12 protein-coding genes are annotated in these 14839 nt (G+C 71.6%); 1 reads left to right on the top strand and 11 read right to left on the bottom strand.

From position 1 onward, the window contains the following. Positions 1-25: 25 nt before the first annotated feature. The gene (locus ACIQM0_RS35790) at positions 26-958 is read left to right on the top strand and encodes an aminoglycoside phosphotransferase family protein (RefSeq protein WP_401294809.1); all 933 of its coding nucleotides are present in this window, start codon (positions 26-28) and stop codon (positions 956-958) included. A 64-nt stretch (positions 959-1022) separates the two neighbouring features. On the opposite strand, the gene ACIQM0_RS35785 is transcribed toward ACIQM0_RS35790, so the two are convergent. The 11 genes from ACIQM0_RS35785 to ACIQM0_RS35735 all read right to left on the bottom strand — a co-directional run bounded on the left by ACIQM0_RS35785 (position 1023) and on the right by ACIQM0_RS35735 (position 14835). Then, the gene (locus ACIQM0_RS35785; RefSeq protein WP_363025194.1) at positions 1023-2723 is read right to left on the bottom strand and encodes a proline--tRNA ligase; all 1701 of its coding nucleotides are present in this window, start codon (positions 2721-2723) and stop codon (positions 1023-1025) included. Between the two features lie 73 nt (positions 2724-2796). After that, entirely contained in the window at positions 2797-3372 is a 576-nt protein-coding gene (locus tag ACIQM0_RS35780; protein ID WP_401294807.1) for a GNAT family N-acetyltransferase, read from the bottom strand. A gap of 74 nt (positions 3373-3446) precedes the next feature. Then, positions 3447-4292, bottom strand: a complete 846-nt coding sequence (locus ACIQM0_RS35775) for a GNAT family N-acetyltransferase (RefSeq protein WP_401294805.1) — start codon at positions 4290-4292, stop codon at positions 3447-3449. A gap of 187 nt (positions 4293-4479) precedes the next feature. Then, on the bottom strand, positions 4480-5634 hold the full coding sequence (ispG, locus tag ACIQM0_RS35770) for a flavodoxin-dependent (E)-4-hydroxy-3-methylbut-2-enyl-diphosphate synthase (protein ID WP_363025188.1): 1155 nt from the start codon (positions 5632-5634) through the stop codon (positions 4480-4482). Between the two features lie 184 nt (positions 5635-5818). Then, positions 5819-7129, bottom strand: coding sequence for a M50 family metallopeptidase (locus ACIQM0_RS35765; protein WP_401294802.1), 1311 nt, complete (start codon positions 7127-7129; stop codon positions 5819-5821). Further along, positions 7126-8379, bottom strand: coding sequence for a 1-deoxy-D-xylulose-5-phosphate reductoisomerase (gene dxr / locus ACIQM0_RS35760; RefSeq protein WP_401294800.1), 1254 nt, complete (start codon positions 8377-8379; stop codon positions 7126-7128). Before dxr ends, ACIQM0_RS35765 begins: the two co-directional genes overlap by 4 nt. Positions 8380-8463: 84 nt before the next feature. Then, complete coding sequence (locus ACIQM0_RS35755; protein WP_401294798.1) at positions 8464-9228, bottom strand: hypothetical protein; 765 nt, start codon at positions 9226-9228, stop codon at positions 8464-8466. 103 nt (positions 9229-9331) lie between these two features. Beyond that, the gene (locus ACIQM0_RS35750; RefSeq protein ID WP_401294796.1) at positions 9332-9826 is read right to left on the bottom strand and encodes a nucleotidyltransferase domain-containing protein; all 495 of its coding nucleotides are present in this window, start codon (positions 9824-9826) and stop codon (positions 9332-9334) included. Positions 9827-9836: 10 nt separating this feature from the next. Further along, positions 9837-11141 (bottom strand): 3-phosphoshikimate 1-carboxyvinyltransferase, encoded by a 1305-nt coding sequence (gene aroA, locus ACIQM0_RS35745; RefSeq protein ID WP_401294794.1) that lies wholly within the window; start codon positions 11139-11141, stop codon positions 9837-9839. Positions 11142-11226: 85 nt separating this feature from the next. Next, complete coding sequence (locus tag ACIQM0_RS35740; RefSeq protein WP_401294792.1) at positions 11227-13188, bottom strand: acyl-CoA dehydrogenase family protein; 1962 nt, start codon at positions 13186-13188, stop codon at positions 11227-11229. A gap of 201 nt (positions 13189-13389) precedes the next feature. Then, positions 13390-14835, bottom strand: a complete 1446-nt coding sequence (locus ACIQM0_RS35735) for an aldehyde dehydrogenase family protein (RefSeq protein WP_401294791.1) — start codon at positions 14833-14835, stop codon at positions 13390-13392. Between the last annotated feature and the right edge of the window lie 4 nt (positions 14836-14839).

Here is a 14839-nt window from a genome sequence, read left to right as displayed (position 1 = left end):
GGCTCTGAAAGGGAACACGGCACGTATGGGTTTTGAACCGCCGCAGCGTCTGGTGCGAGCGCTCGGCGAGTCGTACGGGGATACGGCCGCCGGGGAATGGCTCGCGGGGCTGCCCGCACTGACCGGGCAAGCGCTGGCCGGGGCCGGGCAGGAACTGTCCGTGGACCGGGTCGCGGCCCCGGGCGGGCGCAGCAGCCTGGTCCTCCTGGTGCGAGGCGGCGACGGCGCCCCCGCGGCGCTGAAGATCTCTCCGTCCGGGGCGGCGCCCGAGCTCGAAAGGGCGGCGCTGGCGCACTGGAACGGCTGGGGCGCGGTCCAGCTGATCGCGCCGGGTGAGGACATGCTCCCCGGGCACCCCGCCGCCGGCGCCCTGCTGCTGGAGCGGCTGCACCCCGAGGTGTCGCTGCGTTCGCTGCCGGAGGCGAAGGCCCTGCTGGAGGCGGCGGGCACGGTACGGCGGCTGTGGGTCGAGCCGCCCGCCGGACACGCCTTCGAGACGGTCGCCGAACGGACCGCGCGCCGGACCGGGCCGATGCGGGCCGCCGCCGAGGCCGATCCGGACCTGGAACCCCTGGTCTCCGCGGCCCTGGCCGCGCGTGAGGAACTGGTCGCCCACTCCCCCGAATCCCTGCTGCTGCACGGCAACTTCCGGCAGAGCAAGGTGCTCTCGGGCGAGCGCGCGCCCTGGCTGACGGTCGGGCCGGAGCCGCTGGTCGGCGAGCGGGCCTACGATCTGGCGCGGCTGGTGCGGGACCGGGTCGAGGATCTGATCGCCTCGCCGGGCGGCGCGATGACGGCCCGGCGCAGGATCAAGAGGCTCGCGGACGCGCTGGAGGTGGACCGTGAGCGGCTGCACGGCTGGACGCTGTTCCGTGCGGTGGAGTCCGGTACCCGGGCGCTGGCCGCCGGCCGCGGCCAGGAGGGCGAAGTGACGCTGGAGTTCGCGGGCTGGCTGTAGCTCCCGCACACGGAAGGGCGCCGCACGGAGATCCGTGCGGCGCCCTTCCGTGTGACGGAGTGGTTCAGCCCTGCTGGGTGAGGCGGGCGATCGCCTCGTCGACGGTGAGCTCCTCGCGCTCGCCGGTGCGGCGGTCCTTCAGCTCCAGGACGCCCTCGGCGGAGCGGCGGCCGGCGACCAGGATCTGCGGGACGCCGATGAGCTCGGAGTCGGTGAACTTGACGCCGGGCGAGACGCCCGCGCGGTCGTCGACCAGGACGCGCAGCCCGGCCGCGCCCAGCTTCTCGGAGACGTCGAGGGCCAGCTCGGTCTGGAGCGCCTTGCCCGCGGCGACCACGTGCACATCGGCCGGAGCGATCTCGCGGGGCCAGCACAGGCCCTTGTCGTCGGCGGTCTGCTCGGCGAGGGCGGCCACCGCGCGGGAGACGCCGATGCCGTACGAGCCCATCGTGACGCGGACGGGCTTGCCCTGCTGGCCGAGGACGTCGAGGGAGAAGATGTCGGCGTACTTGCGGCCGAGCTGGAAGATGTGGCCGATCTCGATGGCACGGTCCACCTGGAGGCCGGTGCCGCAGTTGGGGCAGGGGTCGCCCGCCTCGACGACGACGACGTCGAGGTAGTCGTCGACCTCGAAGTCACGGCCCGCGACGACGTTCTTCGCGTGCGTGCCCTCCTTGTTGGCGCCCGTGATCCAGGCGGTGCCCGACGCGATGCGCGGGTCGGCGATGTAGCGGACCTTCTCCAGGCCCTGCGGGCCGACGTAGCCGCGTACCAGGTCGGGGCGGCCCACGAAGTCCTCGGCGGTGACGAGCTCGACGACGGCGGGGGCGAGGTGCTCCCCCAGCTTGCCGAGGTCGACCTCGCGGTCGCCGGGCACGCCCACGGCGACGATCTCGCCGTCGACCTTGACCAGGAGGTTCTTCAGGGTGGCGGAGGCCGGGACGCCGAGGTGGGCGGCGAGGGTCTCGATGGTCGGGGTGTCGGGGGTGTCCAGCTCCTCGACGGGACCGGTGCCCGAGGCGTCGCCCGGGGTGGACTTGTAGGTCACGGCCTCGGTGTTGGCCGCGTAGTCGCAGCCGGGACAGTCGACGAAGGTGTCCTCGCCGGCCGGGGCGGGCGCGAGGAACTCCTCGGACGCCGAGCCGCCCATGGCGCCGGAGACGGCGGAGACGATGCGGTGGTCGAGGCCGAGCCGCTCGAAGATCCGGATGTAGGCGGCGCGGTGCAGCTGGTACGCCTCGGCGAGACCCTCGTCGGTGGTGTCGAAGGAGTACGAGTCCTTCATCTGGAACTCGCGGCCGCGCAGCACTCCGGCGCGGGGGCGGGCCTCGTCGCGGTACTTGGTCTGGATCTGGTAGAGGATCACGGGCAGGTCCTTGTAGGACGAGCACATGTCCTTGACGACCTGGGTGAAGATCTCCTCGTGGGTGGGGCCCAGGAGATAGTCGGCGCCCTTGCGGTCCTTGAGCCGGAACAGCAGGTCGCCGTACTCCTCGTACCGGCCGCTCGCCTCGTACGCCTCCTTGGGCAGGAGCGCGGGGAGCAGGACCTCCTGGCCGCCGATGGCGTCCATCTCCTCGCGGACGACGCGGCTGACGTTGTCCAGGACCTTCTTGCCGAGAGGCAGCCAGGACCAGATGCCGGCGGCGGTGCGACGTACGTATCCGGCCCGGACGAGCAGCTTGTGGTTGAGCGTCTCGGCGTCCGCCGGGTCGTCGCGCAGTGTCTTGATCATCAATCGGGACATGCGCTGGACCTGGGCCATGGTGAACTCCTGCTCGGAAGGGTGATGTGCAGGAGGTTAGCCGGGCGGCACGGGCGGGCGGAAATCGATTGGGTCACTCACGCGTCCGGCGGAGCAGCGGAAGCGGTGCTCCCATGACCGCGTACGGCTTGGGAGCGCTGGGGAAGAGCACCTGCCGGGCCAGGTCCTGATAGCCGAGTGAGCGGTACAGGCCGCGTGCCGGGCTCTCCGCGTCGATCGCGGAGAGGATGGAGCGGGGCTGGTCGACGGCGTCGGTGACGGTGGTGATCAGGGCGCGGCCGATCCCGCGGTTCTGGAACTCCGGGTGGACGTGCAGTTCGGTGATCACGAAGGAGTCGTCGAGCCAGCGGGTGGCGTCGGTGGCGCGCAGATAGGGCTCGACGACGGTGGACCACCAGTGACCGCGTTCGTTCGGCATGCCGTAGACGAAGCCGACGAGCCGGTCGGCAGGGGTCAGGGCGCCCAGCGCGCGGGCGTGGGGGTGGTCGAGGTGTCTGAGGACGATGTGGCGGCGCACTTCGATCTCGTCGGGGCCGAGGCCGAAGGCGACGGCCTGCACGGCGAGCGCCTCGTCCACGCGTGCGGCGAGATCGATCGGTCCGATCCGGACGCTGGGATTGTGGGGGCCGCCCCCGGAAGCTGCTGCCATGGACAGACCCTACTGTCCGTGGCGGGGTGCGGGGTACGGGTCGGCGCGGGACGGGGGCGGTGCGGGCGGCCGGGTCAGAACAGCACGCTCATGAACGCGCCGACCTCGCGGAAGCCGATCCGGCTGTAGGACCTGCGTGCGGGGGTGTTGTAGTCGTTGACGTACAGGCTGACGATCGGCGCGACCTCGGTCAGCGCGTGGCGCAGGACGGCCGCCATGCCGGTCTCGGAGTATCCGCGGCCGCGGAATTCCGGGGCGACCCAGACGCCCTGGATCTGGCAGGCCTGGGAGGTGGTGGCGCCGATCTCGGCCTTGAAGACGACCTTGCCGTCCTGGATCCGGGCGAAGGAGCGGCCGGCGGCGATGAGTTCGGCGACGCGGGCCTGGTAGAGGAGTCCGCCGTCGCCCGCGAGCGGGGAGATGCCGACCTCCTCGGTGAACATGGCCACGCAGGCCGGCATCAGGATGTCCATCTCGTCCTTGCGGACGCGGCGGACCTGCGGATCGGGCGCCACGTCCGTGGCGGGGCTCTCTGCGACCATGAGCGGCTGGTTGGCCCGGACCTCGCGGGCGGGGCCCCAGCCCGGTTCGAGGAGCCGCCACAGCTGTGCGGTCCGCTCGGCGGGGCCGACGATCGAGGAGCAGCGGCGGCCGGCCCTGCGGGCCCGGTCGGCGAAGGCCCTGACGGCTTCGGGGGTGGCGCAGATGGGGACGAGGTTGGCGCCGGAGTAGCAGAGGGAGCGCAGCCGCCCGTCGGCGTACCAGCCCCACATCTCGCCGCCGAGACGCCATGGGTCGAGGCCTGCGATCTGGACCCGGGAGGTCACGAAGGCGTTGGCTACGGGTTCGCTCTCCAGCACCGCGAGTGCGGCGCCGAGGTCGCTGGGTTCGAGGACCCGGGTGGTGGTCTGCGTCAACACGAGGGGGCCTCACCATGCGGTCTGCTGATTTCCGCACTGTACCGAAAGAGGCCGTTGGGCGCCGCTCGTGGCCGTGAACAGCCTCCGCGGAACGCGGTGAGCTCGCTCACGGACAGCGCCCCGCGGAGCTGGCTGCTCCGGCGGGGCGCTGTCACGGGTGTCATGGGCGGGGCTTCCGCATCACTTTCTAGCTGATGGAGACCTTGGGCTCGCCGGAGGCGATGCCGTCCTTCTCCATCTGCTCGGCGATCTTCAGGGCTTCCTCGATGAGGGTCTCGACGATCTTCGACTCGGGCACGGTCTTGATGATCTCGCCCTTGACGAAGATCTGGCCCTTGCCGTTGCCGGACGCGACGCCGAGGTCGGCCTCGCGGGCCTCGCCGGGGCCGTTGACGACACAGCCCATCACGGCGACGCGCAGCGGCACCTCCATGCCCTCCAGGCCGGCGCTGACCTGGTCCGCGAGCTTGTAGACGTCGACCTGGGCGCGGCCGCACGAGGGGCAGGACACGATCTCCAGGCGGCGCTGCTTGAGGTTCAGCGACTCCAGGATCTGGAGCCCGACCTTGACCTCCTCGGCCGGCGGCGCGGACAGGGAGACGCGGATCGTGTCGCCGATGCCCTCGCTGAGCAGGGCGCCGAAGGCGACGGCCGACTTGATGGTCCCCTGGAACGCCGGACCGGCCTCGGTCACACCGAGGTGGAGCGGGTAGTCGCTCTGCGCGGCGAGCTGCCGGTAGGCGTTCACCATCACGACCGGGTCGTTGTGCTTGACCGAGATCTTGATGTCCCGGAAGCCGTGCTCCTCGAAGAGCGACGCCTCCCACAGCGCCGACTCCACCAGCGCCTCGGGCGTCGCCTTGCCGTACTTCTTCAGCAGCCGCGCGTCCAGAGAACCGGCGTTCACCCCGATCCGGATCGGGGTCCCCGCGTCATTGGCGGCCCGCGCGATCTCCTTCACCTTGTCGTCGAACTGCTTGATGTTCCCCGGGTTCACCCGCACCGCCGCACAGCCCGCGTCGATCGCCGCGAACACGTACTTCGGCTGGAAGTGGATATCCGCGATCACCGGGATCTGCGACTTCCGCGCAATCGTCGCGAGCGCGTCCGCGTCGTCCTGCGTCGGGCACGCCACCCGCACGATCTGGCACCCCGACGCCGTCAGCTCCGCGATCTGCTGCAGAGTCGCACCGATGTCCGACGTACGCGTCGTCGTCATCGACTGCACCGAAACCGGTGCGTCCCCGCCGACCGCCACCGACCCGACCTGGATCTTGCGGCTGACCCGCCGTACGGCGAGCTGGGTCGGAACGGTAGGCATTCCGAGAGAAATCGCAGTCATGCGCTGAGCATCCCCAAGGTGTGGATCAACGTCCCGAGATCGGCGGGCTCCGACCTTCGAGGTTACGGCACCGAGGACAACCTGAGGCACACGACGTCCGGCGTCCGCACAAAATGTGGGCCACCGGACGCGTCGTGCGCCTCCGCGGTCGCTCGGGTCACAGCAGGTGTTTCCGTCTCACCGGTCAGGTGATCTTGACCGGATTCACGACGTCGGCCACCAGCACGAGCAGGGTGAAGCAGATGAACACTCCGGCCACCACGTAGGCGACGGGCATCAGCTTGGCGACGTCGAAGGGACCGGGGTCGGGGCGCTTGAAGAGGCGCGCCGCGTTCCGGCGGCCGGCCTCCCACAGCGCTCCCGCGATGTGACCGCCGTCCAGCGGCAGCAGCGGCAGCATGTTGAAGAGGAACAGCGAGAGGTTGAAGCCGGCCAGCAGGAACAGCATCATCGCGATCTGGTTCTGCGCCGGAACGTCCAGCGTCATCACCTCGCCGCCGATCCTGGCCGCACCGACGACGCCCACCGGGGAGTCGGCCGCACGCTCGCCGTCCGAGAAGGCCGCGTTCCAGAGGTCCGGGATCTTGGACGGCAGGGCGATGATCGAGTCGACGCCGTTCTCGATCATGTCGCCCATGCGGACGACCGAGTCACCGAAGGAGAGCGGGATGATCTCCGTCTGCGCCGCGAATCCGAGGTAGCCGGCGGAGACGAACTTCCCGGGGATCACCTCGCCTTCGGAGTCCTTCTTCGCCACCGCGTTCTTCTTGAGCACGGCGTGCAGGGTCTGCTCCTGGCCGTCGCGCTGGACCGTGATGGTGGCGGGGCCGATCGTGTCGCGGATCCGGTCGGAGAGCGTGGACCACTCGTCGACCTTCTGGCCGTTGAAGGCGACGATCTTGTCGCCCTCCCGGAGTCCGGCCGCCTGGGCGGGCGAGACCGGGTCGGACTTCTTGCAGGTCTCCCGCTTCTCGCTCTGGGAGATCACGCACTTCTGGACGCCGGCGACCTCGGTCGTCTGGGTCTGGAACCCGAAGGTCATGGCCACGCCGAGGAAGATGGCGACGGCCAGGATCAGGTTCATGAACGGTCCGGCGAACATGACGATCACGCGCTTCCACGGCTTGCGCGTGTAGAAGAGCCGCTTCTCGTCGCCCGGCTCCAGCTCTTCGAAGGCGGCCGATCTGGCGTCCTCGATCATGCCGCGCCACGGCGAGGTGGAGCGCGCCTCCAGCCGCCCGTCCGGGCCGGGCGGGAACATCCCGATCATGCGGATGTAGCCGCCGGCCGGGATGGCCTTGATCCCGTACTCCGTGTCGCCCTTCTTGCGCGACCAGACCGTCGGGCCGAAGCCGACCATGTACTGGGGGACGCGGATGCCGAACAGCTTCGCCGTCGAGAGGTGTCCCAGCTCGTGCCAGGCGATGGAGAACAGCAGGCCGATGGCGAAGACAGCGATGCCCAGAACGGTCAACAGGACCGACGTCATACTCATGCGCGCGCCTCCGCTGCGGCCTTGGCCGAGAGTTCACGGGCCCGGGTCCGTGCCCAGGCCTCCGCTTCAAGGACGTCCGCGACGGTCAGTGAAGTTCCCGTCGGCGGCGTCCCGTGTTCGGCCACCACCGCGGTGACGGTGTCCATGATGCCGTTGAACGCCAGTCGTCCGGCCAGGAAGGCGTCCACGCACTCCTCGTTGGCCGCGTTGAACACCGCCGGCGCGGTGCCGCCCAGCGTGCCCACGTGCCGGGCGAGCCCGACGGACGGGAACGCCTCGGTGTCCAGCGGGAAGAACTCCCAGGCCGAGGCCTTCGACCAGTCGAAGGCGGGGGCGGCGTCGGGGACGCGCTGCGGCCAGCCGAGGCCGATGGCGATCGGTCCGCTCATGTCGGGCGGGGTGGCCTGGGCGAGGGTCGACCCGTCGGTGAACTCCACCATGGAGTGGACGTACGACTGGGGGTGGACCACGACCTCGATGCGGTCGAAGGGGATGTCGTAGAGGAGGTGCGCCTCGATGACCTCCAGCCCCTTGTTGACCAGGGTCGCCGAGTTGATCGTGATGACCGGGCCCATGGCCCAGGTCGGGTGCGCGAGTGCCTGTTCCCTCGTGACGTCCGCGAGCTCGCTCCTGGTGCGTCCGCGGAACGGGCCGCCGGACGCGGTGACGACGAGCTTGCGCACGTCGCTGCGCTTGCCTGCCGCCAGCGCCTGGAAGAGGGCGGCGTGCTCGGAGTCGACCGGGATGATCTGCCCCGGCGCGGCCAGCGCCTTGACCAGCGGACCGCCGACGATCAGCGACTCCTTGTTGGCGAGTGCCAGGGTGCGGCCCGCCTTGAGCGCGGCCAGCGTGGGCGCGAGGCCGATCGAGCCGGTGATCCCGTTGAGCACGGTGTGGCAGTCGCCGGCGGCGAGTTCCGTGGCGGCGTTCGGCCCGGCGAGGATCTCGGGGAGCTGTTCCCCGGTTCCGTACTCCTGCCGCAGTGCCTCGCGCAGGGCGGGCACCGCTTCGGGAGCGGCGACCGCCACCGTGCGCACCCGCAGTCGGCGTGCCTGTTCGGCGAGGAGGGCGACCCTGCCGCCCGCCGCGGAGAGCGCGGTGACACGGAAACGGTCGGGATTACGCAGCACCAGGTCGATGGCCTGGGTGCCGATGGACCCGGTGGAGCCGAGGATGACGAGATCCCGGCGGCCTTCCACGGCGTCGAAGACGAGGTGCGGGTCTGCTAGGGGGGCAGGGCTGTCGCTCATGGCCCCCATTGTTGCCGCATCCGCTGTGTGCGTGGACAGGGCGCCCCTGGCGCCGGGTCGTGGCTGCTCGCTCATCTCGGCCCCTCAGCCCTTGGCCGCACGGAACTTCGCCCACTGGGCGGCCATGATCTCGGGCGGGACGCCGCCGATGTCCTTGGTGGAGGTGATCTCCGCGCGGAAGGCGAGGGTGGTGGAGCCGGAGCGGACGACGGTGAGGTACTCGTACAGCTTCTCCTTCCCCTTCACGTCGAGGATGGTGAAGCGGTACGCCTTCGACTCGTCGGCCTCGGAGGCGAAGGCGGGGGCCTTGGCGGGCTCGGCCTTCAGGTACTTCGCGCGGGCGACGGCCCGCTGCTCGGTGAAGCCTCCGGCGCAGTCCCGGCCGGCCTTGCCGAGTGCCTTCATGACGGTGGCCGCCCCGCCCTTGGCGTAGGCGCGCAGCGTGACGTCGACGGTGACGCCGAGCATCTCCTCCGGGACGTCGGCCTTGCGCTGCACCTGGGCGGTGGGGTCGGGGTCGCTGACCTCGGCGGCGAGGCTGACGAGCGGCTGGCATCCGGCCGGGTCCGCGGTGTAGGCGTCGCCGAGGGGGCTGCCGAGCGCGTACTCGGACGCGGTGTACGTGCCGACGCTCTCGCCGTCGGTGAAGGAGGCGGCCGTCAGCCGGGCCTCGTCGAGCGCCCGGGTTCCGGAGGGCTCGGCCGGGGCCTTGGCGCCCTTGTCCGCTCCGGCGGAGCCCTTGCCGTCGTCGTCGCTGCCGCAGGCGGACGCGCCCAGGGCCATCGCGGCCGCGATCCCGACGGCGGCCACCCGGTGCCGCCGTCCCCGCAGATTCCTCGCCCCGTGCATGCCTGTCCCCTGTTCGCTGGATTCCGGTTGCCACTCGCGCTCCCGGCCGACGCTCGATTGTGCTGCATGCAGCGGGTCCGGGGCACCGGCGGGCCGGGTCGCCTCAGAAATGCGTGGCCACGCCGAACTCCCCGCGGAGCCGGGCCATGTCCTGCAGATCGGCGGGGCGGGGGTCGTAGTCCCGGTGGAACTCGACCTGTTGCGCCACCGAGAGGCAGCGCACCGGCGTCCCGCCGACGGTGCCGGTGACGAAGCACTCCGCCGGGTAGCGAAACGGCTCCTGCGGGTCGAACGACGACTGGGTCGCCGACCCGTCGGGCGCGAACTCCAGGGGGTGCAGGTCGATTTCGGCCCCGGACGGATGGCTGAGGACGAACCGTACGGGCCGCCAGTCGACCGTCTGCGCGTAGCCGGCCGCCACCAGGGCGGCGACGAGGGCGGGTTCCTGTTCGCGGCGGTGCAGCAGGTCGAGGTCCTGGTGGGGGCGGGTCTCCTCGCCGACCAGCGCGTCGATCCCCCAGCCACCGGCGATCACCACGTCCGTACCGGCCTCGCGCAGCAGGGAGAGCACGGAGAGCACATCAGGGGCGGACATCATGCCGCGGAGACTATCCGTCCGTCGCGGGCACCGGCCCGGGATTTCCCGGACCGGGCTCCTGCCGGGCCAGGAGCTCCGCGAACCCGGCGAAGGCCTCGTGGAACCGGGGGAAGGTCTTGCGTACGCAGCCGGGGTCGTCGTAGGTGAGGCCGGGGGTCCGCAGGCCGGCGACGGCGAACGACATGACGATGCGGTGATCGCCGTGGGTGGCGATCTCGGCGGCCCGCGGGGTGCCGGGCCGGATCTCGATCCAGTCCGGGCCCGTCGCGACCGTGACGCCCATCCGCCGCAGGTTCCCGGCGCACGCCTCCAGCCGGTCGCACTCCTTCACGCGCGTGTTGCCGACGTCCTCGATGCGCACCGGCCCCGAGGCGTGGGGGGCGATCGCCGCCAGCGTCGGCATGGTGTCGGAGATGTCGCGCATGTTGACGGTGAGGCCGCGGAGCGTCCCGGTGGAGCGGACGGTGGTGGATCCGGCGGTCGTGCGCACCTCGGCGCCCATCCTGCGCAGTACGTCGACGAACGCCAGGTCGCCCTGGAGGGCGTCCCGGCCGAGTCCGGGGACGGTGACCTCCCGGCCGGTGAGGGCCGCCGCGGCGAAGAAGTAGCTCGCGGTGGACGCGTCCGGCTCGACGGCGTAGGTGGTGGCCCGGTAGCCGCCGGGCGGCACCGTGAAGACGGTGCCGCCGGGGCCGCCGGGGCCGCCGCGGGTGACCTCGACGCCGAAGCTCCGCATCATCGCGAGGGTGATCTCGATGTAGGGCGCCGACACCAGCTCCGTGACGGTGATCCGGAGCCCCTCGGCCGTCAGCGGTCCGAGCATCAGCAGCGCGGTGAGGTACTGGCTGGACTGCCCGGCGTCCAGGGTCAGTTCGCCGCCCCTGATGCCCGCGGCGGTGATCCGCAGCGGGTGGTGGCCCTCGGCCGCCTCGTGGTGGAGGTCGACGCCGAGGGTCCGCAGTGCCTCGGTGAGCGGGGCGAGAGGGCGGCGGCGCATCTGCGCGGAGGCGTCGAAGCGGTAGGTGCCGCGGGCCCCGGCCGCGGCGAGCGTCGGCAGGAAGCGGGCCGTGGTCGCGCCGTCGCGGCAGTAGATGTCGGCCTCGGTGGCGGCGGGCCCGGACGGGCGGCCGGTGATCCGCCAGCGGTCCGCCTCCCGCACCACCTCGTAGCCGAGACCGGTGAGCCCCTCGGCGAAGCCCTCGGTGTCGTCGGAGGCCAGTGGACGTACGAGCGTGCTGGTGCCGTTCGCGGCGGCGGCGAGGAAGAGGGCGCGCGCGGTGACGGACTTGGAACCGGGGACGTGGATGACGGTCACGGGTCCCCATTCTGCCGTGCCGCACGCGCGGCGGCGGGGCGCGTCCAGCGAGTGGACGCGCCCCGCCGGGTCCGGCGTCAGGCGCTCAGCGGATGGGCCGGTGCACGTTGTCCCGGGTGGAGGGGCCGGGGGTGGCGTCAGCGATCCACGGGCCTTCGCCGCTCGGGTCGACGATGCCCTCCTCCAGCCAGGTGTACGTGCCGGACAGGACGCCGTCGACCACGCGCCGGTCCAGGTCGTCGGTGTTGGACCACAGCCGGGTGAAGAGTTCCTCGACCCGGACGCGGGACTGGTGGCAGAAGGCGTCGGCCAGCTGGTACGCCTCGCGGCCGTGGTCGCCGCCGGTGCGCAGGAGTTCGGCCCGGACGCAGGCGGCGCTCATCGCGAAGAGTTCCGCGCCGATGTCGACGATCCGGCCGAGGAAGCCCTGCTTGGTCTCCATCCGGCCCTGCCAGCGCGACATGGCGTAGAAGGTGGAGCGCGCCAGCTTGCGGGAGGAGCGCTCGACGCAGCGCAGGTGGCCGGACAGATCGGCATGGCCCGCGGGGTGGAACTCCCCGTAGGTGCCCGGAAGCTGTCCGGGTCCGGCGACGAGCTTGGGCAGCCACCGGGCGTAGAACCCGGCGGCGTTGGCGCCCGCCCTGGCCTTGGCGGAGAGCGGCTTGTCGGGGTCGATGATGTCCCCGGCGACCTTCAGGTGGGCATCGACGGCCTCGCGGGCGATCAGCAGGTGCATGATCTCCGTCGAGCCCTCGAAGATCCGGTTGATGCGCATGTCCCGGAGCATCTGCTCGGCGGGGACGGCCCGTTCACCGCGGGCGGCCAGGGACTCCGCGGTCTCGAAGCCGCGGCCGCCGCGGATCTGGACGAGTTCGTCGGCCATCAGGCAGCCCATCTCGGAGCCCAGCAGCTTGGCGAGCGCGGCCTCGATCCGGATGTCGTTGCGGTTCTCGTCGGCCATCTGGGAGGCGAGGTCGACGACCGCTTCGAGGGCGAAGGTGGTCGCGGCGATGAAGGAGATCTTCGAGCCGACGGCCTCGTGCCGGGCGACCGGCCTGCCCCACTGCTCGCGGACCGCCGACCACTCGCGGGCGATCTTCAGACACCATTTCCCGGAGCCGACGCACATGGCGGGCAGCGAGAGCCGTCCGGTGTTGAGGGTGGTGAGCGCGATCTTGAGCCCGGCGCCCTCCGGTCCGATGCGGTTCGCGGCGGGGACCCTGACCCGGTGGAAGCGGGTGACGCCGTTCTCCAGGCCGCGCAGCCCCATGAAGGCGTTGCGGTTCTCCACGGTGATGCCGGGGGCGTCGGCCTCGACCACGAAGGCCGTGATGCCGCCCTTGTGGCCCTCCGACTTCGGGACCCGGGCCATGACGACGAGCAGATCGGCGACGACCCCGTTGGTCGTCCACAGCTTCACCCCGTCGAGCACGTAGTCGGAGCCGTCCGGGACGGCGGAGGTGGCCAGGCGTGCCGGGTCGGAGCCGACGTCCGGTTCGGTGAGGAGGAACGCCGAGATGTCGGTACGGGCCAGCCGGGGCAGGAAGGTGTCCTTCTGCTCCTGGCTGCCGAAGATCTTCAGCGGCTGGGGCACGCCGATGGACTGGTGGGCGGAGAGCAGGGCGCCGATCGCCGGGCTGGCGGAACCGACCAGGGCGAGGGCCTTGTTGTAGTACACCTGTGTCAGGCCCAGACCGCCGTACTTCACGTCGATCTTCATGCCCAGCGCGCCGAGTTCCTTGAGGCCGTTGACCACCTCGTCGGGGATCCTGGCCTCGCGCTCGATCAGCGCCCCGTCGATCCGGGTCTCGCAGAACTCGCGCAGCCGGGCGAGGAACTCCTCGCCGCGCCGGACGTCCTCGCCGGCCGGCAGCGGATGCGGGTGGATCAGGTCCAGGCGGAAGCGGCCCAGGAAGAGTTCCTTGGCGAAACTGGGTTTGTGCCAGTCCCGCTCGCGCGCGTCCTCGGCCACTTGGCGCGCTTCACGCTCGGAGACCTTGGGCGTGTGCTGTGGTGCGGACGGCCGTTGTGCGGATGGTGCGGACATGAGGAGCTCACCTCGCCGCTTCGTCGGGGGGACTTCTACTTGTCCGTATGTACCCGATTCCTGCCGGTGCCACCATCCTCGGGACGCCGATCGGGTCGGCCGCCACTCCAGTGACCGGCCCGGCTCGCGGAACACGGAAACGGCCGGAGCCCCCGCGCAGTGGGCTCCGGCCGCTCGGCTGCGGCCCTGCGGGCCGCAGGGCTACAGGGCGAGGCCGGTGAGGACCAGGACCCGCTCGTAGGTGTAGTCGTCCATCGCGTACCGGACGCCCTCCCGGCCGGTGCCGGACTGCTTGGTGCCGCCGTACGGCATCTGGTCCGCGCGGTACGAGGGGACGTCGCCGATGATCACGCCGCCGACCTCCAGCGCGCGGTGGGCGCGGAAGGCGGTCTGCAGGTCGTGGGTGAACACGCCCGCCTGGAGGCCGTACTTGGAGGAGTTGACGGAGGCGAACGCCTCGGCCTCGCCATCCACCTTCTGCACCGAGAGCACCGGCCCGAAGACCTCCTCGCAGGAGAGGCTGACGCCGTCGGGGAGGTCGGTGAGGACGGTCGGGGCGTAGGTCGCCCCGTCGCGCTTGCCGCCGGTGAGCAGCGTGCCGCCGGCCTGTACGGCCTCGTCGACCCAGGACTCCACGCGCTTGGCGGCGTCCTCGTTGACCAGCGGGCCGACGTCGGTGGCGGCGTCGGACGGGTCGCCGGTGACCTGGGCCTCGACGGCCGCGACGATCTTCGGGAGCAGCCGGTCGTAGACCGTGGCGTCCGCGATGACGCGCTGCACGGAGATGCAGGACTGGCCGCCCTGGTAGTTGGAGAAGGTCGCGATGCGGGTCGCGGCCCAGTCCAGGTCGGCCTCGGAGGCGTAGTCGCCGAGGACGACCGCCGCGCCGTTGCCGCCGAGCTCCAGGGTGCAGTGCTTGCGCGGCACCGAGTCCATGATCGAGTAGCCGACCTGGGCGGAGCCGGTGAACGAGATCACGGGCAGCCGCTCGTCCTGGACGAGGGCGGGCATCCGGTCGTTGGGGACCGTCAGCACGGACCAGGAGCCGGTCGGCAGGTCGGTCTCGGCCAGCAGCTCGCCCAGGATCAGCGACGAGATCGGGGTGGCCGGGGCGGGCTTCAGGATGATCGGGGCGCCGACCGCGATGGCCGGGGCGACCTTGTGGGCGCTGAGGTTCAGCGGGAAGTTGAACGGGGCGATGCCCAGGACCGTGCCGCGCGGGAAGCGCCGGGTCAGGCCGAGGCGTCCGGTGCCGCCGGGGTCGGTGTCGAGGCGCTGGGCGTCGCCGCCGTTGAAGCGGCGGGCCTCCTCGGAGGCGAACCGGAACACCGAGACGGCACGGCCGACCTCGCCGCGCGCCCACTTGACGGGCTTGCCGTTCTCGGCGGAGATCAGCTGGGCGATCTCCTCGGTGCGCTCCGTCAGGCGCCGGGCGACGTGGTCGAGCGCGGCGGCGCGGACGTGGGCCGGGGTCGCGGCGAACTCGTCGCGCACGGCGTGGGCGGCGGCGACCGCCTCCTCGACCTGGGCCTCTGTGGGCACGCCGACGGTGCCGACGAGCCGGCCGTCCCAGGGGTTGGTGACGTCGAAGCTTTCCTCGCCGGTGGCCTCGCGGCCGGCCAGCCAGAAGGCGTGGGTGGAGGTCATGGAG

Origin of the sequence: Streptomyces sp. NPDC091387 (assembly GCF_044756945.1) — a bacterium.
GTDB lineage: Bacteria > Actinomycetota > Actinomycetes > Streptomycetales > Streptomycetaceae > Streptomyces.
Note: the sequence above shows the minus strand (reverse complement) of the source record. Positions and strands in the feature narration are given on the sequence as shown.